Origin of the sequence: Wolbachia endosymbiont (group A) of Longitarsus flavicornis (assembly GCF_963931955.1) — a bacterium.
Classification (GTDB): Bacteria; Pseudomonadota; Alphaproteobacteria; order Rickettsiales; family Anaplasmataceae; genus Wolbachia.
Map to the genome: position 1 here is coordinate 740,472 of NZ_OZ008337.1, position 17,084 is coordinate 757,555.

Below are 17,084 nucleotides of genomic sequence, written 5' to 3' on the forward strand. Positions count from 1 at the left end.
GTGCTAAACTTAGGCTGCTATGACAAGAACAGTTGATGTATTACTACCACTTCCAATTGATCAGTTATTTTCATATGCAATTGAGGAAAATACTGAGATTTTACTTGGAGATTACGTAGTGGTGCCATTTGGCAAAAAACGCTTGATCGGAATAGTTTGGAAATACAGTGATAAAAGTAACCGAGAATTAAAATTTATTGAGCAAAAAATCGATTTACCAAATATTAGACCAAAATTGATCGCATTTGCAGAGTGGGTTGCGCAGTATAACTTAATACCTATTGGTATGCTTGCCAAAGTGATAATGGGGGGAGTGTTAAAAGTAAATCACATAGATAAATTGGTTTGTGCTAAGCAGAAGCAGGAAATAAGTGAAATAAGTTGCCAATTAAGCCCTGAACAGCAGGTAGCTAGTGATAAAATAATCAGCAATTTGAATGAGTATTCAGTGACTTTGCTTGATGGTGAGACAGGATCTGGAAAAACGGAAGTTTACTTATCCGTAGTTGCAAAATTGGTAGAGACTGTAAACAGTGCACAAATTTTAATCCTCTTGCCTGAAATTGTTTTAACTTCACAATTGGTAAATCGTGTTCGCGGTCAGATATCAAAAAACTTAGTTGAATGGCACTCAAGGCTCACTCCAAAAACTCGCCGAAGTAATTGGCTCAATATAGCAAGTGGAAATGCGCAGATAATTATTGGTGCACGATCAGCGCTTTTTTTGCCTTATAAAAACCTAAAATTGATTATCGTTGATGAAGAGCACGACTCATCTTTTAAACAAGAACAGGGAATTATATATAATGCTCGAGATATGGCGATAATCTTAGCCAAATTTGAAAATATTCCGATTATTTTATCATCAGCTACTCCACTGCTTGAAACGATTCATCATGTTAAAAACGGGAATTACAATCATGTAAAGCTAACTAAACGATTTGGTGGTGCAGAATTGCCACTCATTAAAGTAGTAGATATGAGGAACAACAAGCAATGGATCTCCTCTGAGCTTTTTGAAAGCATCAAACAAACCATAGAGAAAAAACAGCAGGTTATGCTTTTTCTAAACCGCAGAGGGTATGCACAACTGGCAATTTGTAAAAAGTGTGGATATAAAATTTCCTGCTTAAATTGTGCTGTTTGGCTTACATATCACAAGAAAAAAAATGCTCTTTTGTGCCATCATTGCTCTTATCAATTAAAACTTCCAGAGAAATGCTCTAATTGCCAAAGTGAACAGCCATTGTCCCTCTACGGCATAGGAATTGAAAGGTTGCTTGAAGAAATGGTGAAATTAATACCAAACGCAAAAACTGCGATGATAAGCAGCGATCAGAAGTCGGTTAGTAACGTAATTGACTTGATATTGAAAGAAGAGGTGAACATTATAATCGGCACACAAATAATTGCTAAAGGGCACAATTTTCCCAAATTAACTTTGGTTGGAGTAATGAATGCAGATTTGAGTCTCGAAAATTCTGATTTGAGAGCAGCGGAAAAGACGTATCAATTATTGCACCAAGTTGCAGGCAGATCAGGAAGGTTTAATGAAAAAGGAATGGTAATAGTGCAAACCAATAATCCTGAAAGTTCAATAATAAAAGCATTGCTGCATCAAAAAAGAGACTCATTTTATGAAATCGAACTTAAGTCAAGACGCGAAGCCAAAATGCCACCATTTAGCAGATTAATAGCGCTTATAATCTGTGGTAAGAATCAGATTGCAACACAAAAAGCAGCGAATGAAATAGTAAAATCTCTTCTCTGTCATTCAAGTAGCTCAACTATTTGTATCCAGGAAAAAAATGTAGGTGTAGACAAAAAGGAATTTGAAATTCTTGGCCCATCACCAGCAGCGATAAATTTTTTAAATAATAAGTATCGGTATAGGGTATTATTAAAAATACACAATAAGCATAGTCTATCCATACAAAAAAAGCTGAAATATTGGATTAAAAATTGTAACTTGAATTCGAGTATTGCAGTGATAATAGATGTTGATCCTGTGAGTTTTTTTTAACGAGTTTATTTATATTCGTTAAGCCTTCTTGCCAATTACCACAACATTCTCACTGGGAAAAAAATAATCAGGTACAGCCATATTTTTCGGTGCAGGACCCCCAATTACTCGACCTGATGTATCATAATATGAACCGTGGCAAGGACAGAACCAACCATTACCATCTCTTGTAGCGTGGTCAACCGGTACACACCCAAGATGTGTACATATTCCGATCATGATTAACCATTCGTCTTTTCCTTCGCATACTCTTTGCTCGTCTGACTGAGGATCCCTCAAGTTCTTTACATTCACAGCTCTTGCAACCTCAACTTCTTGCTTTGTGCGTCTACGAATGAATACTGGTTTACCTTGCCACTTTACTTTTACTCCGTGTCCTTCCTGAATTCCAGACAAATTCACCTCCACTGTGGAAGTTGCTAGAACTTCAGCAGAAGGATTCATAGACTTAACCAGTGGCCAAAGTCCACTTGCAGCTCCTATACCTGCCATAGCGCATGTAGTTAATGTTATAAAATCTCTCCTACTCTTATTTTTAGTAAGATCTTTAACAGGAGGTGTTTTTTTATCCTCTTTGTTTGCCAGTGGTTTTTTATTTTTAGTTAAATTTTTGTCCATCGATCTTTACTTAGCCATAAGTATATATTTTAATTTAAATACTGCGTATTAATCAACAAAAACTTGCGCTTTTTGTTTAACCTGTACTACAGTTGAGAAGAGATAGAGTTTTCAACTTCAGAAATACTATCTTCAGTGGAATCAGGATCTTCAATTTTCGCTACTGAGACCACCTTTTCTCTACTCTCTGTTTTAAACAGAGTGACTCCTTGAGTGCTACGCCCTGCAATTCTGATATCATTTACTGAAATACGAATTAACTTTCCTTTATCTGTAATAAGCATTATATTATCACCCTGCTCAACTGGAAAACTAGCAACAACATTACCGTTTCTGCTAGTAGTAAGAATATTGGTGATACCAACACCACCCCTGTTAGTTATTCTATACTCATACGCAGAAGTTCTTTTACCAAAGCCATTTTCGGTAATAGTTAATATAAACTCCTCATTCACTGCAAGTTTTAAGAATAATTCGTTATCTATTCCTAAATCATTTAAAGTCTTTTCCAATTTAGAATCAATGGAGTTATTAATTGCAGTTCCCAGTCTTTTTGCAAGTGGAACTTTTAAGTAAAGTTCTTTTGTTTCTGTTGCTACACCTATCCCATTTAATATGGTCATGGATATCACGCTGTCATTCTTTGCAAGTTTGATACCTCTTACGCCATCTGAATTGCGACTCTTAAATTGACGCACATCACTTACAACAAATCTGATACTTTTGCCGAATCTTGTTGAAAGAAAAACATGATCAATTGCATTGCATACTTTAACCGATATTAATTTGTCTCCTTCATCGAGCTTTATTGCTATTTTTCCATTGCTTGGAATATAGTGAAAGTCCGCTAAAGAGTTACGCCTTATGTTTCCATAGGCAGTAGCAAAAACTATGTTTTGATTTTCGTCATTTTCACTTGGCAACGGCATTATATTAGTTATAGTTTCACCATCGCTAAGCGGAAATATGTTAACAAGCGCTCTTCCACGTGCAGTTGGTTCTGCAAGAGGCAACTTATAAACCTTTAATCTATAGACTCGGCCAATATTAGAAAAGAATAAGAGGCTAGTGTGAGTATTTGTCACAAATAATTCTGTAATTACATCTTCTTCTTTTAATCCCTGTCCTAGCTTTCCTTTTCCACCACGACGCTGAGTTCTGTAGTGAGAAAGTTTCACACGCTTGATATAACCATTCATAGTTACGGTTATCACCATATCCTCTTGTGGAATGAGATCTTCAGCTTCAATGTCCGTATCTGATTCCTCTATTGAAGTTTTTCGCGGCACAGCAAATCTGTTCTTTATTTCTTGTAGATTGTTTTTTATTTCTTTCATCAACTTCTCTTCTGAGCCAAGAAAAGCGATATATTCTTTTATCAGGTTGATCATTGAACTTAGCTCAGCTTCTAATTTGTCTTTTTCAAGGCCTGTTAAACGCTGCAGTTTCATATCAAGGATAGCTTTAATTTGTAGCTCAGTTAATCTATACACTCCATCTTTCAAAAAGCTTGCGCTATCTGAAATCAACTCAATAATAGTGTTGATTTCATTCGAAGTTTTCCATTCTTTATTTAAAAGTTCTCTACTTGCTTCCGCAGGATCTTTTGCACCGCGGATGATTTTTATCACTTCATCTATGCTGAGAACCGCAATGTAGAGCCCTATATATATATGAGCTTTTTCTCTCGTTTTTCTTAGACGAAATTCTGTTCTTCGAATTAGTACTTCTTTTCTAAAATCAACAAAAGCAGCTATGATTTCTTTTAACGACATCAAAGCAGGCCTGTTGTTATTGAGTACTAAAGTGTTAACACTAAAACTACTTCTTAGTGGAGTTAGTCCCAATATTTGATTAAGTATAAAACTTGCTTCAGCATTTCTTCTGAGGTCAATTACTACTCTAATACCAGACTTATCGGACTCATCCCTAATTTCTGTTATACCATCAATTCTTTTTTCTTTTACAAGCTCACCTATCTTCTCAATTAATTTTACTTTATTTACCTGATAAGGTATTTCATCAATCACTATTGCTTGCCTATCTTGTGGCAGGTCTTCTATGTGAGTCTTGCCTTGCACAACAATTGATCCACGACCAGTTGCAAATGCTGATTTTATTCCAGACCTTCCAAGAATTGTTCCCCCAGTTGGGAAATCCGGCCCTGGCATCACTTCAAGTAACTCATCCAAAGTAACTTCAGGATTATCTACATATAATATACAAGCATCTATTATTTCTCCAAGATTATGAGAAGGAATATTGGTTGCCATACCAACTGCAACACCACTTGCACCGTTTACCAATAGATTCGGAAACTCTGCAGGCAACACAACAGGCTCTGTTTCATTTCCATCGTAGTTTGGCCTAAAATCAACTGTATCTTCATCAATATCATTCAGTAAAAAGTGCGACACTTTTTGAAGTCTTGCTTCTGTGTATCGCATTGAAGCTGGTGGATCTCCATCTATCGAACCAAAGTTACCTTGCCCATCAACAAGTGGTAAAAGAAGAGAAAAATCTTGAGCCATCCTGACCAAGGAATCGTAAATAGCTGCATCACCATGTGGGTGATATTTCCCCATTACATCCCCAACTATACGAGCCGCTTTTTTATATGGCTTACCGGCATCGAATCCAGCTCTCGACATTGCATATAATATGCGCCTATGAACAGGTTTAAATCCATCCCGCACGTCAGGTATAGCCCGGCTTATGATAACGCTCATTGCGTAGGAGAGATAAGAATCTTCCAGCTCTTTTACTATTGAGATTGGTACTATATTATCCTGCATTTTCTATACTTTAATTGAAGTAATTAATAATACTAACATTCAGTTAAGCAAATGGGCAATGACAGACTTGAACTGCCGACCTCCTCGGTGTAAACGAGATGCTCTACCAGCTGAGCTAATTGCCCCTTTAGATCTAATTCTATAGCTCAATATTATTATTGTAAACAAAAATAGCGATAAATTAGATTTAGGTAAGCTATAAGCTTTTATGAAATCTTTGGGTGCGTGCTGTGAAGTTTTATAAATTTTAGTCTTGCTGTCACTTTGTATAAAGGTATTTTTTCACTCACATCTTTCGAAGTTGTAGCCATGTTCAACAACTTTAAGTAGAATATTGTAGCATTTTTAAAATCTGAAAGTTTATCTAGAATAACAGCTAAATTATAGGTATAAAAAATATTGTTTTCATCAAGGGAAATAGCAGTTATCATATACTCTTTACCTTTTACATAATCCTCCTTTTTCATATAAATCAGACCTAAATTTGCTAATAAAGGAGCATAATTTTTATGTATATCATACAATTTTAACATTTCACTCAACGCCAGATCAGGATCATATTGTGAGATTATCGTCAGAAAATTTTTTAATATGTAAGGGTTACTAGGGTATTCTTTTAACAGTCTTGTGTAAATCTCTACAGCTTTTTTGTATTCTTTATTAGCGTAATAAATATTCCCTAGTCCAATCAAAGCATTTTTATGATAAGGAAACTTTGCGATAATCTGATTAAGGAGAGAAATAGCTGTTTCATTATCTCCTAACTCAAAGGAATCTTTTGCTTTTTTTAAAGTAGAGTATATGTCAAAACTCTTGCCAGAATTCTGCGAAATTTTGATATTAAATTTGTCACTTTTTCTCTCAATAACATCAAGATCTTTATATTTTTTATCAGCTTTTATATGCTTGACAATACTATCAAAGGCCTTTTGTATCTCCAAATTTTCACTAGCATAGGTAACAGAAGACCTCCATAAAATCACAACGCAAATTAACATGCAGATAAACATAGGTCCTAGTGTTGTGGCATTGGCTGCAGCGTGTAACCAGTAAACCTTATTTCTTTGAGCTATGCGTAACACATTACAAATTCATAAATGCTAAATTACCTATCTCATACAATAATAAAGATATTATTAATTAGCGGGACGAACATGCTGTGTAGCTTTTCAGAAGGCATTTATCTTTTGTCTTCCATATTTCGCTTTATTTCCACAAAAATGCTTCAATTTATCTTAACATTTTGTCAACTACCTTTGTAGATTTAAAAGGGCATTTTTACATATTCCATATGGCTTCCAGCTGCACCCTTCACATGCGTACTCGAATTTCTTTAAAGACATTTTCTCTCTAATCTTTTCTACCGCTTCACTCCAGGTCAAAGTCTCGCCAATTTTAATTCCTAAAATTTCCATATGCCTTCTATCTAGCTCTAAAACTTTAGCTTGTGTGGTGCATTTACCTTGTTTAGTCTGGTTTGGGCAAGCACTACAAATACTATCAAGATTGCCAACTACTTCGATTTGAGTACTAACCACTTCACTTGCTATCTTTTTATAATTTTCTACAAAACCCTGAGAATACCCATATCCCCGAAACGCGAGGGTGCACATGAAATGATGAGGGCGAAACTTTATCATTTTTTCAAATATTGCAAAGCCGCTACAAGTAGAAAAATTTTTACCAAACCAGGAAGGATAAATGGTAAAACACCCACCATTATTGCTTGTCTCAGACCCAAGTAAACAGCAAGCCAACTAACACCACAAATAAAGATTATAACTGTACCAGCCAGACAACTTAAAGAGTTACACACAAATGATTTATACTTAGAGTTCAGTAATTCATTTACTTTGCTCATTACCATAACGGCAGCTAAACAGCCAATTAAATATCCACCTGTTGGTCCGAGAAAAATGTGATAACCACCAGAAAAATTCGCAAGAACAGGCAATCCTGCTGCACCAAGTGATAGATATGTAAGCACAGAATAGAATGCTGTTCTGCGGTTAAATTTAAGCCCAATAAGCATTACTCCTAAAGTTTGCAATGTGATAGGCACAGGCTGCAATGGTATGCTTATTTGAGCCATCAAGAATAAAAGTAAAATGCAAGACAATATTTCAGCCAGTGTTGATCTACTGCTAGATTGTGTTATAAACATACCTTCCCAATAAAAATAACTTATTAAATGTAATATATGTGTATGAGAGGTTTTGCAATTTAAATTTTGCTTAGAACCTGTTCATAATCTTTTGAGGAACAAAGCAGTGAAAGCAAGAACTACCATTTGCAAGCTGGTGTTGAGTTTACGCTCGCAATTTTTCCATAACCGTCTACATTTTTCCAACCAAGCAAAAGAACGCTCTACAACCCATCTTTTTGGCAATACAGCAAAGGTATGTAATTCACTGCGTTTTATTACCTCAACAGTTGCACCAATAGTTGCTTTTATTTGTGTTGCAAAATTCTCTCCCGTATAGCCTGCATCAACCAGTACATTTTTAACTCCCGAGAGGTTTTCTTTTGCATTTTCTACCATTCTCACAGCACTGCTACGGTCAGTTATCTCTGCTGTTGTTACATAAATTGCATGTGGCAAACCTTGCGTATCTACTGCAATATGGCGTTTTATTCCTGAAATCTTTTTGCCTGCATCGTAGCCTTTTTCTTCAGCAGTATCTGCATTTTTTACACTCTGTGCATCAATTATGCAGAAGCTGGTTTTTTCTTTCCGACCATTGTTTTGTCGGACTACGCCAACTATTTTTTTTTAACACCAGCTCCAGAACACTTTCTTTATTTGCATCTGGTTTTTCACTCCACTTCTTAAAATAGTCGTAACAATTGCGCCATTTTGGAAACTCTTTTGGTAGCATTCTCCACTGACAAACGCTTTTCAGAACGTATAACACTCCACAAAATACATCATACAAATCAAGTTTTCTTGGTTTTGTTTTTTTTCTACAGGACTCTAGATCTGGTAATATAATCTCAAATCTTTCCCGACTTATATTACTTGGGTATAAACTCCTCATATATCCTAACTTATATACATTATCTCTTAGTTTATTCCTTTCTTGAGATCATGTACAGGTTCTTATATTGTGCTACAATGAATTATTTATGCACTATTAAATTAAAAATGATGAGTAAACAAGATCTATTATCGTTGATGAAAGCAAGACACAGCGGACGTTCATACGATCCTACAAGAGCAATATCTCAGGAAGACATGGATATTTTAATGGAAGCTGTAAGGCTGACTCCCTCATGTTTTGGTGATGAACCCTGGAGATACGTAATATGCAACAAACAGAACAATCAAAGCGCATGGGAAAAGCTGCTAAATTGCCTTGATGAATCTAATCAAAAATGGGCAAAAGATGCACAAATACTAATTATATCTCTAAGCGCTAAGAATTTCCGTAAATCTGACAAAGGTGAAAATTTTTGGGCTAATCATGATACTGGTGCAGCAAATTATGGACTTATGTTACAAGCTGCAGTTATGAACTTAATGGCCCATCAAATGGGTGGATTTGATAGAGATAAAATAGTGAAAGAGTTCAATATACCCAATGACTTTAACGTAATGTCAGTGATAGCGGTTGGTTACGAAGAAGAGGGTGCTGAAATCAAGGAGAAGAAAAGAAGACCAATAGAAGAAATATTTTTTTATGATGAGTGGCCAAGGTCCTGAAAATTTTATCAAGATGCATGGTACTGGCAATAATTTTGTTATTATAGACTCACGTTCAACAAACAATTTAGACTGGAACTATAGACAAATTGCTGATCAAAGCAGTTGTGATCAAGTGATAATTATAACAATGTCTAATGCTGCAGACTGCTTTATGCATATCTATAATGCTGATGGTAGCAAAGCTGAAATGTGCGGAAATGCAGCACGTTGCGTTGGATATTTGCTAATGTCAGAAAAAGGTGCTGAGTATATCACTATTGAGCTGGTAAACAAACGCATTTTAGAGTGTTTTAAAGTGGGTGATAAATCCATAAAGGTTAACATGGGTAAACCTTTGCTAAAATGGCATAAAATTCCCTTGTCTACTGAGTGTGACACTCTTCACTTACCTATAGAGCTTGAAATGCTAAAAGATCCTGTTGCAGTAAATATTGGTAATCCTCACATAGTTTTTTTTGTTGATAGCGTAAATGAAATACCATTGCAAAGTTTAGGACCAAAGCTAGAAAATCACGCATTATTTCCTCAGAAAATTAATGTTAGTATTGCACAAGTTGAAAAGTCTGGAGAAATAGCTTTAAGAGTTTGGGAAAGAGGTACAGGCATTACTGCATCATGCGGTAGTGCAGCCTGTGCGGCACTTGTTGCATCCACACTACGTGGATATCTGACTGCCCAACAGACTTCAGTAGATTTACCAGGAGGTAAGTTATTAATCGAATGGGCAAATAACGTATTCATGACCGGTGATATAGGGTTTTTGTGACCCCAATTCTAGTGATGCATTACTTCCAATACCTTCTTACCAATCACTGCAGGGGTTTCAGCAATTGCAATCCCGGCGCTCCGCATAACTTCTAGTTTTGCACCAGCACTTCCACCACTGGAAGAGATGATTGCTCCAGCGTGTCCCATACGTCTTCCTGGAGGTGCCGTTTGGCCTGCTACAAAACCAACGATTGGCTTTTTAGTTTTTTCTGTTTTCACAAAATGTGATACATCTTCTTCTTCGTTTCCACCTATTTCACCAATAACTACAATACCATGAGTATCGTCATCTTTTAAAAAGAGCTCCATACAGTCAACAAATGTCATACCATGAACTGGATCCCCCCCAATTCCGATACATGTGGATTGACCAAGACCAACAGCGGTTGTTTGTGCTACTGCCTCGTAAGTTAAAGTTCCGGAGCGAGACATAATTCCTATGTGTCCACGCTTATGGATATGGCCAGGCATAATTCCTATTTTGCACTCTTCAGGCGTAATAATTCCCGGGCAGTTGGGACCAACCAATCGACTTTTTGAATCAACAAGCGCGCGCTTAACTTTCACCATATCAAGTATAGGAATGCCCTCTGTAATACAAACTATCAATTCTATTTTTGCATCTATTGCTTCAAGTATTGCAGCAGCAGCAAATTTAGCAGGTACATATATAACTGTAGCATTTGCACCGGTTTTTTCTTTGGCTTCTGCTACAGTATTAAAAACCGGTAAACTAAGGTGAGTGCTACCACCCTTTCCAGGAGTTACACCGCCAACCATTTTCGTCCCGTAGTCAATAGCTTGCTCTGAATGAAACGTACCTTGTGCACCAGTAAAACCCTGGCATATTAATCTTGTATCTTTGTTTACTAAAACGGACATGCTTTATTTTACCTCTTTTACTATCTTTTGCGCAGCATCACCCAGTTCATCTGCAGCAATAATATTTAATCCTGACTCTTCTAAGATTTTTTTTCCTTCTTCAAAATTAGTACCTGATAATCTAACCACTAGAGGAACTTTAATGCTCATTTCTTTTGCAGCCGCAACAATTCCACTTGCGATAATATCGCAACGCATTATACCACCAAATATGTTAACCAGAATTCCTTTTACGTTGCTATCAGACAATATGATTTTAAATGCTTCAGTTACAGTTTCTTTACTCGCTCCACCACCAACATCCAAAAAGTTAGCAGGCTCTGCTCCGTAGTATTTTATTATATCCATTGTTGCCATAGCAAGACCTGCACCATTTACCATGCAACCAATACTGCCATCCATTTTGATGTAACTGAGCCCATACTTTGAAGCCTCTATCTCTTCTTTCACTTCTTCATCATAATCACGAAGTTCCATAATTTCTGGGTGACGATATAAAGCATTATCATCGAAATTAATTTTCGCATCGAGCGCAATAAAATCTCCAGAACTTGTTTCAACCAGTGGATTAATTTCAATTTGGCTCGCATCAGTTGCAATAAACGCATCATATATATTTTTTGCAACATTTGTTATTTTTTCTATTTGTTCTGGACTCAAATGAAAACTGCTGCTATCAAAACTTGTAGCAGAATCAATATCAAATTTCACAATTTTTGCGGGAGAATTTTTCGCCACTTCTTCAATGTCCATTCCACCTTCTGAGGAAAATATGAATATTGGCCTACTGAGCTTCGGGTCGATTACCAGGCTTAAATAATACTCTTTCTTAATGCTTGAGCCTTCTTCAACGTACACTTTTCTTACTTGCTGCCCGCTTGGCCCTGTTTGATGAGTAACTAAAGTCATACCAATCATGTCCTTTACAAACTGTTGAGCTTCTTCAGCTGACTTTGCTAGCTTTACGCCACCGGCTTTACCCCTACCACCTGCATGAATTTGAGCTTTAACTACAAACACGTCAGATTTTAATTGACTTACTTGAGTCTTTACTTCTTCCGCAGATGTAGCAACAAAACCTTTTGGCACTGGAACATTAAATTTATGCAAAACTTCTTTCGCTTGATATTCGTGAATATTCATAAAATAACCAATGATAAACTATTAACTTGAGTACAAACTACCAACCATAACGCTGCCTTCTGCACTCTTGTTGGTACCTCTTTTTTTTAGCTTCAGCTTTCTTTTTAGCTCTTTTTTCTGATTTTTTTTCATGATATTGTTTTTTCATTTTCAACCCTCTTCCTTCCTTTTGAATTGTTTTTTTCAATACTGGAAGAGCTCTGTCTACATCACCATAATGGACTGATACTTCTATCAAACTCTATACCTCCTTCGGTAATCATTTCAAAATCTATTTATAAATTAGAAAATTAACATTGTCAATTATTTTATAAACTTGAGCGTTAAAATGTAATATGCCATAATTTACATGGTAAATAATGTCATTCCAGTATCAGCTACTTGCTTACTGATGGAGATTGCTCTTATGTTACAGCGTTTTTACAATTATACTAACATCGGGGCGGAGAGATTTGAACTCCCGACCCTTTGGTCCCAAACCAAATGCGCTACCAGGCTGCGCTACGCCCCGACTTCTTTACTCAGAGTATCAATAACTCAGGCAAAATGCAAGATTCATTTGTTTACTTTAGAAAAAATATAATACGAGATTTAATATTATCTTAGAATATGTTTTTTATTAGCTCCTCTTTAACAACAGACTGCTTCGTAGAGAGTCTACAGAGTTTTTGTGCGCGCAACACTGAACCAGATTTCTTTATCTTAGCCATATTTAAAAATCTAGCTACACCAATTGGTGAAAGTTAATGCAGCAACTACAGCAGTATCAACCCTTAAAATTCTTTTTCCTAGACTCAATTTTTGACAAAACTTATCGGCAAGATTAAGTTCATAAGATGAAAAACCACCTTCAGGACCAACAATAATAGCAACATTTTTTTTGCCTTTCAGCACTTTATCAGCTTTACCTGTTTCATCACATAAAACAAAATTTTTACTCTGGGAATCAGGTAACTCACAAAAGTTAATAGGAGGCAAAATCTCTGGTATACTCATCCTACCGGATTGTTCCGCAGCTTCGATTGCCTGTAATTTTGCTCTACTTAGGTTAATATTTTTTACCACTGTACGTTCTGTTGAAATAAATTGAATGCAGGTTACTCCCATTTCAGTTGCCTGTCTTACTATGTTGCCTAAAGCACCACTTTTTACCATGGCACAATATAAGTATAAATTTTCCTCATGTTGCTGTTGTTTAGTGCATTCTTTGAGTGTGACTTTTGTCAATTTGCGCGATATATTAACTACTTCTCCTAACCATTCTCCATCCTTTCCATTAAAAAGAAAGAGAGATTATCATACTTCTTAAGCCGCATTACATTGCAAATATAGTGACTTTGTTGTGGATTAAGTGCTAAACTCACGCCTTGTGATAAAGCTTCTTCAACATAAAGCCTAATTTTTCCCATTTAAAACTTTAATTATATTCTATTTGAGTGACTCTTACGGGATTTGAACCCGTGTTACCACCGTGAAAGGGTGGTGTCCTAACCACTAGACGAAAGAGTCAATGTAAATTAATTTAAGTTATATTGATTATGCACACAAAGTCAATTCAATTGTTTTATGACACAAGCAGTTTTTGTGAAATCCCAATTTGTAATAAGAGTGATTTACACCCACTTAACAAGTGGTGGCATTGACATCATAATTGCATCTGGATTGCCGTCAGTCATCAAACCAAACCTTGTGCCACGATCGTATAACAGATTGAATTCTACATATCTGCCACGTTTTATTAATTGATTTTCTCGTTGTTCTTTTGTCCAAGATTTTTGTATATGTTTACGTATGATGTGCAAATAAATTTCCAAAAAGGCTTCACCTACTGCTTTTGTGAACTCAAAATCATTCTCCCAATTGCCAGAACTCAGATTATCATAGAAAATACCACCAATGCCACGCGGCTCTTTTCTGTGTTGTAAGAAAAAATAGTTGTCACATTGCTCTTTAAATTTTGGATAATATCCGGTGTCAAATCTATCACATGTCATTTTGATTAATTCATGAATATACTTGCAATCTTCTTCATTTTTATATATCGGCGTAAAATCCATTCCTCCACCAAACCATTGTTTTGAAGTATATATCAGCCTTGTGTTCATATGCGCTGCAGGGATAAGGGGCGATTGCATATGAGACACTAAAGATATACCGCTTGCCCAGAACTCTCCGTTACTTTCACTTGCACCAGGAATTTCATTGATGGCTGAATCTGCAAATTTTCCGTGTACTTTTGAAACGTTTACTCCAACTTTTTCAAAAACATTACCAAAAATAATTGTAGATTCACCACCTCCACCACCTGGGCGATCCCACTTTCTCTTTTCGATCTTTGGCTCTGCGGATGATTGTTTTTCAATTAATAAGAAAGATTCTATAATCTTATCTCTTAGTGCACAGAACCATTTAAATGCTTGTGTTCTTTGTTTTTCCATAATACCCTCTCGCTAGCTTATTAACATTGTTATATCTGATATTTAAGGAACTTAATTAGATTTGGATGATAATTATCTATCAAAGACGTTAATAAATCTATAATAATTAAATCAATATAATAAAACATTTTCGTATGTACAACAATGCCAAGTAACAATAATGAATAAAAGATACATAGATAACAAAAAAGAGAACAGGGTTGACTTCATACTAAGAAATTATGGAATGTCAATTGTTGTGATGGCAGTTATTATGCTCTTACCTCCAGTAGTAATATCGATACTCTACTTTTTTGATATATATAGTCAGCATATTAATATAGAGATTAATTTATTAGTTAGCATTCTAACAACTCTCTTTATGATATATAATGTAAAACGCTACAGATATCTACTTAATACTATAGAATTTCAAAATGCAATATTTGCAAATGCACTAAATCATAATACAGAATTTTGCCTTATTTTACATAAAAATGAGGGTGTTATTTATGCTGATGCAAGGTTCTACGAAAGGTTTAAAGATCATATAATAGATGATGACATTACGTTAGGCAAGATTCTTGAAATAGGAGATGTTTCAGAAGCAGACAAAAAAGTACTCTATCATGCACTAAAAAATAACTCTTCTGTACAGGTATGCATTTCCTTAAACAAGAAGAATAGAGTATCTAACTTTCTTTTGCTCTTTGAGCCGATACCAGATAATCCCCAAATTGCTATAAATAGTAATAAGATTTTAAATTTATCATTAGTGCCAATAGCAAGGCCAGATGGGTATTTTGTGTTAAAAGCGACACAGATAAACAAGGAGCAGGTATATGAAGAGTTAATAGAAAAACACAGTATAGGAACTTACATTGCAAATGCCAAAGGAGTGATTTTATCTGTAAATAAAAGATTTTTAGACATATTTGAACTGAAAAAACTGGAAAAAGGTAGCTCAATCAGTGATTTTATATCTCAATCTAAATATAACAATACAATAACCGATAATGAAATTTTGTTTTTTACTATAAGTGGTATTCCATTCAAGGCTTATATGAGTACTGCTATATTTTGTGATAAATACAACCATAGCTATATACATGGCTTTATAACACCAACCGAATCAAATCTTGTTGATTATCAATTACACCCTTGTTTTGCAAATTCATCAATTGCTATTGCACAATGTGACATAAACGGCAACTTTGTAAAGAAAAATACGGCACTAATAAAGCTTGCAGGGTCAGATAATAATTCAATCTTTACATTGATATTGGATAGTTATCATGTGAAAATACGTGAATATTTTTCGAGTAATAGAATAAATAATGCGTCCTTTGATGTACAGCTCAACGGCGGTAATAACATAAAAATATATTTCAATAAGTTTCTTCATAATAAAATGATCTTCATACTTTGTTATTTTATTGACAATACTGAACACAAAAACCTAGAGATAAAGCTTGAGCATTATCAAAAGATGCAAGCTATAGGGCAGTTAGCAGGTGGTATTGCGCATGATTTCAACAATATATTGACTGGGATAATAGGATTTTGCGATTTGCTTTTACTCCAACACTCAGCTGGTGACCCATCTTTTGGAGATATAATACAGATACAGCAAAATGCAAAGCGTGGATCAAATTTAGTAAGACAATTGCTTGCTTTCTCAAGAAGACAGACCTTGCAGCCAAAAATTATTGATGTAAATAATACTATAGCTAATCTTTATGAAATGATAAAAAGATTAATAGGTGAAAATATAAAATTTAATATTTATTATGGTAGAGACTTGGGTGCTGTTAGGGCTGATCAAGGGCAATTAGAGCAAGTTATACTTAACTTAGCAGTCAATGCTAGTGCTGCTATGGAAAAGGGCGGAGAATTAACTATACGAACCTTTAATCAAAAGATTGACTCATTAAATTCTACACCTCAGGATATGTTTTCTCCAGACAAGGAAGCGATTGAACATGGAAATTATGTTGTGATTGAAGTAATTGATACTGGATGTGGAATGACGAGTGATACAACTGAAAAGATCTTTGATCCATTTTTTTCTACTAAAGATATTGCTTCCGGTACAGGTCTTGGCCTCTCTACTGTATATGGCATTATTAAACAAACTGAAGGATACATCTATGTTGCTAGCAAAGTAAATCATGGAACTAAATTTAGCATATTTTTGCCCATGGTTTACATATCAGATGAAAATGATAGAGAGGAAGATAGTGAAGAAACAGAAAAACCGGTAGTAAGTGAAATTAAAGGTAATGGTATAATTTTATTAATCGAAGATGAAGATTCAGTAAGGGAATTCATCTCTAAAGCACTCAAAAGAAAAGGATTTGATGTAATAGAAGCGAGCATAGGCAGCGAGGCGCTAGAAATAATCAGTAAAAAAAGTCAACATATAGATCTTATAATCACTGATGTAATCATGCCAGAGGTGAGCGGCCCAGAAATAGTTAAAGAAGCATTGATCCATAGGCCAAATATCAACGTTATTTTTATTTCTGGGTATGCAGAAGATGCTTTTTTAAAGAGTGATGACATCAATATAGAAGATTTTCACTTTTTGCCAAAACCATTCACTCTGAATGAATTAGGAAACAAGGTTCAAAGTGTGTTACACAAAGCAAAAAAGACAGTCTAATTTTAGTGTGGTTAACAACAAAAAAATTTTCTAATGCAAAAGTTTCTTGCATATATACAATAGAATT

The 17,084-nt window shown here is 35.3% G+C and carries 14 protein-coding genes, 3 tRNA genes and 1 pseudogene; 4 read left to right on the forward strand and 14 right to left on the reverse strand.

The genetic code is table 11. The features are described from left to right. The first annotated feature begins 19 nt into the window (after window positions 1–19). A complete protein-coding gene (gene priA, locus AABM58_RS03685; protein ID WP_338406385.1) occupies window positions 20–2,023 on the forward strand; it encodes a replication restart helicase PriA in 2,004 nt (667 codons plus the stop codon). Between the two features lie 18 nt (window positions 2,024–2,041). Here priA and petA read toward each other — a convergent pair whose 3' ends face one another. From petA to AABM58_RS03720, 7 genes are all read right to left on the reverse strand, one after another. Then, on the reverse strand, window positions 2,042–2,641 hold the full coding sequence (gene petA / locus AABM58_RS03690; RefSeq protein WP_338406386.1) for a ubiquinol-cytochrome c reductase iron-sulfur subunit: 600 nt from the start codon (window positions 2,639–2,641) through the stop codon (window positions 2,042–2,044). An 86-nt stretch (window positions 2,642–2,727) separates the two neighbouring features. Next, window positions 2,728–5,436: a DNA gyrase subunit A gene (gene gyrA, locus AABM58_RS03695; RefSeq protein ID WP_338406387.1), complete on the reverse strand. Its 2,709-nt coding sequence runs from the start codon at window positions 5,434–5,436 to the stop codon at window positions 2,728–2,730. 52 nt (window positions 5,437–5,488) lie between these two features. Continuing rightward, window positions 5,489–5,561 (reverse strand) — tRNA-Val (locus tag AABM58_RS03700). Between the two features lie 81 nt (window positions 5,562–5,642). Then, complete coding sequence (locus tag AABM58_RS03705; protein WP_338406388.1) at window positions 5,643–6,518, reverse strand: tetratricopeptide repeat protein; 876 nt, start codon at window positions 6,516–6,518, stop codon at window positions 5,643–5,645. 168 nt (window positions 6,519–6,686) lie between these two features. Beyond that, window positions 6,687–7,076 carry a DUF1284 domain-containing protein gene (locus AABM58_RS03710; RefSeq protein ID WP_338406389.1) on the reverse strand — a complete coding sequence of 130 codons (390 nt, stop codon included), beginning with the start codon at window positions 7,074–7,076 and terminating at the stop codon, window positions 6,687–6,689. Then, the gene (locus AABM58_RS03715) at window positions 7,073–7,600 is read right to left on the reverse strand and encodes a biotin transporter BioY (protein ID WP_264723819.1); all 528 of its coding nucleotides are present in this window, start codon (window positions 7,598–7,600) and stop codon (window positions 7,073–7,075) included. The genes AABM58_RS03710 and AABM58_RS03715 overlap by 4 nt, the downstream gene beginning before the upstream one ends. 81 nt (window positions 7,601–7,681) lie before the next feature. Further along, window positions 7,682–8,474, reverse strand: a protein-coding gene (locus tag AABM58_RS03720; protein WP_338405927.1) for an IS5 family transposase whose coding sequence is annotated in 2 segments (ribosomal slippage) — window positions 7,682–8,209 and window positions 8,211–8,474 — 792 coding nt in all. Because the reading frame shifts where the segments join, the coding sequence is not laid out codon by codon here. Window positions 8,475–8,551: 77 nt separating this feature from the next. On the opposite strand from AABM58_RS03720, the gene AABM58_RS03725 reads away from it, so the two are divergent. Continuing rightward, window positions 8,552–9,139 (forward strand): nitroreductase family protein, encoded by a 588-nt coding sequence (locus AABM58_RS03725; RefSeq protein ID WP_338406892.1) that lies wholly within the window; start codon window positions 8,552–8,554, stop codon window positions 9,137–9,139. Next, window positions 9,120–9,908, forward strand: a complete 789-nt coding sequence (dapF, locus tag AABM58_RS03730) for a diaminopimelate epimerase (RefSeq protein WP_338406893.1) — start codon at window positions 9,120–9,122, stop codon at window positions 9,906–9,908. Before AABM58_RS03725 ends, dapF begins: the two co-directional genes overlap by 20 nt. An 8-nt stretch (window positions 9,909–9,916) precedes the next feature. Here the strand turns inward: dapF and sucD are convergent, their stop codons facing one another. The 7 genes and pseudogenes from sucD to hemF all read right to left on the reverse strand — a co-directional run bounded on the left by sucD (window position 9,917) and on the right by hemF (window position 14,373). Continuing rightward, entirely contained in the window at window positions 9,917–10,792 is an 876-nt protein-coding gene (gene sucD, locus AABM58_RS03735; protein WP_065094448.1) for a succinate--CoA ligase subunit alpha, read from the reverse strand. A 3-nt stretch (window positions 10,793–10,795) separates the two neighbouring features. Further along, a complete protein-coding gene (gene sucC, locus AABM58_RS03740; RefSeq protein WP_338406390.1) occupies window positions 10,796–11,935 on the reverse strand; it encodes an ADP-forming succinate--CoA ligase subunit beta in 1,140 nt (379 codons plus the stop codon). A 37-nt stretch (window positions 11,936–11,972) separates the two neighbouring features. Continuing rightward, window positions 11,973–12,173 carry a 30S ribosomal protein S21 gene (gene rpsU, locus AABM58_RS03745; RefSeq protein ID WP_006279819.1) on the reverse strand — a complete coding sequence of 67 codons (201 nt, stop codon included), beginning with the start codon at window positions 12,171–12,173 and terminating at the stop codon, window positions 11,973–11,975. 199 nt (window positions 12,174–12,372) lie between these two features. Next, window positions 12,373–12,446 (reverse strand) — tRNA-Pro (locus tag AABM58_RS03750). A 209-nt stretch (window positions 12,447–12,655) separates the two neighbouring features. Beyond that, a pseudogene (locus AABM58_RS03755) lies at window positions 12,656–13,344 on the reverse strand (16S rRNA (uracil(1498)-N(3))-methyltransferase). Window positions 13,345–13,372: 28 nt separating this feature from the next. Then, a tRNA-Glu gene (locus tag AABM58_RS03760) sits at window positions 13,373–13,444 on the reverse strand. 104 nt (window positions 13,445–13,548) lie between these two features. Then, window positions 13,549–14,373: an oxygen-dependent coproporphyrinogen oxidase gene (hemF, locus tag AABM58_RS03765; protein WP_265026170.1), complete on the reverse strand. Its 825-nt coding sequence runs from the start codon at window positions 14,371–14,373 to the stop codon at window positions 13,549–13,551. 160 nt (window positions 14,374–14,533) lie between these two features. Between hemF and AABM58_RS03770 the strand changes: the two genes are divergently transcribed. After that, window positions 14,534–17,017: a response regulator gene (locus AABM58_RS03770; protein ID WP_338406391.1), complete on the forward strand. Its 2,484-nt coding sequence runs from the start codon at window positions 14,534–14,536 to the stop codon at window positions 17,015–17,017. The last annotated feature ends 67 nt before the right edge of the window (window positions 17,018–17,084 follow it).

Excerpts from the sequence above, each read along its gene's own strand:
- priA (WP_338406385.1), top strand. The coding sequence starts at position 20 with ATGACAAGAACAGTTGATGTATTACTACCACTTCCAATTGATCAGTTA.
- petA (WP_338406386.1), bottom strand. The coding sequence starts at position 2,641 with ATGGACAAAAATTTAACTAAAAATAAAAAACCACTGGCAAACAAAGAG.
- gyrA (WP_338406387.1), bottom strand. The coding sequence starts at position 5,436 with ATGCAGGATAATATAGTACCAATCTCAATAGTAAAAGAGCTGGAAGAT.
- AABM58_RS03710 (WP_338406389.1), bottom strand. The coding sequence starts at position 7,076 with ATGATAAAGTTTCGCCCTCATCATTTCATGTGCACCCTCGCGTTTCGG.
- AABM58_RS03715 (WP_264723819.1), bottom strand. The coding sequence starts at position 7,600 with ATGTTTATAACACAATCTAGCAGTAGATCAACACTGGCTGAAATATTG.
- AABM58_RS03725 (WP_338406892.1), top strand. The coding sequence starts at position 8,552 with ATGAATTATTTATGCACTATTAAATTAAAAATGATGAGTAAACAAGAT.
- dapF (WP_338406893.1), top strand. The coding sequence starts at position 9,120 with ATGAGTGGCCAAGGTCCTGAAAATTTTATCAAGATGCATGGTACTGGC.
- sucD (WP_065094448.1), bottom strand. The coding sequence starts at position 10,792 with ATGTCCGTTTTAGTAAACAAAGATACAAGATTAATATGCCAGGGTTTT.
- sucC (WP_338406390.1), bottom strand. The coding sequence starts at position 11,935 with ATGAATATTCACGAATATCAAGCGAAAGAAGTTTTGCATAAATTTAAT.
- hemF (WP_265026170.1), bottom strand. The coding sequence starts at position 14,373 with ATGGAAAAACAAAGAACACAAGCATTTAAATGGTTCTGTGCACTAAGA.
- AABM58_RS03770 (WP_338406391.1), top strand. The coding sequence starts at position 14,534 with ATGAATAAAAGATACATAGATAACAAAAAAGAGAACAGGGTTGACTTC.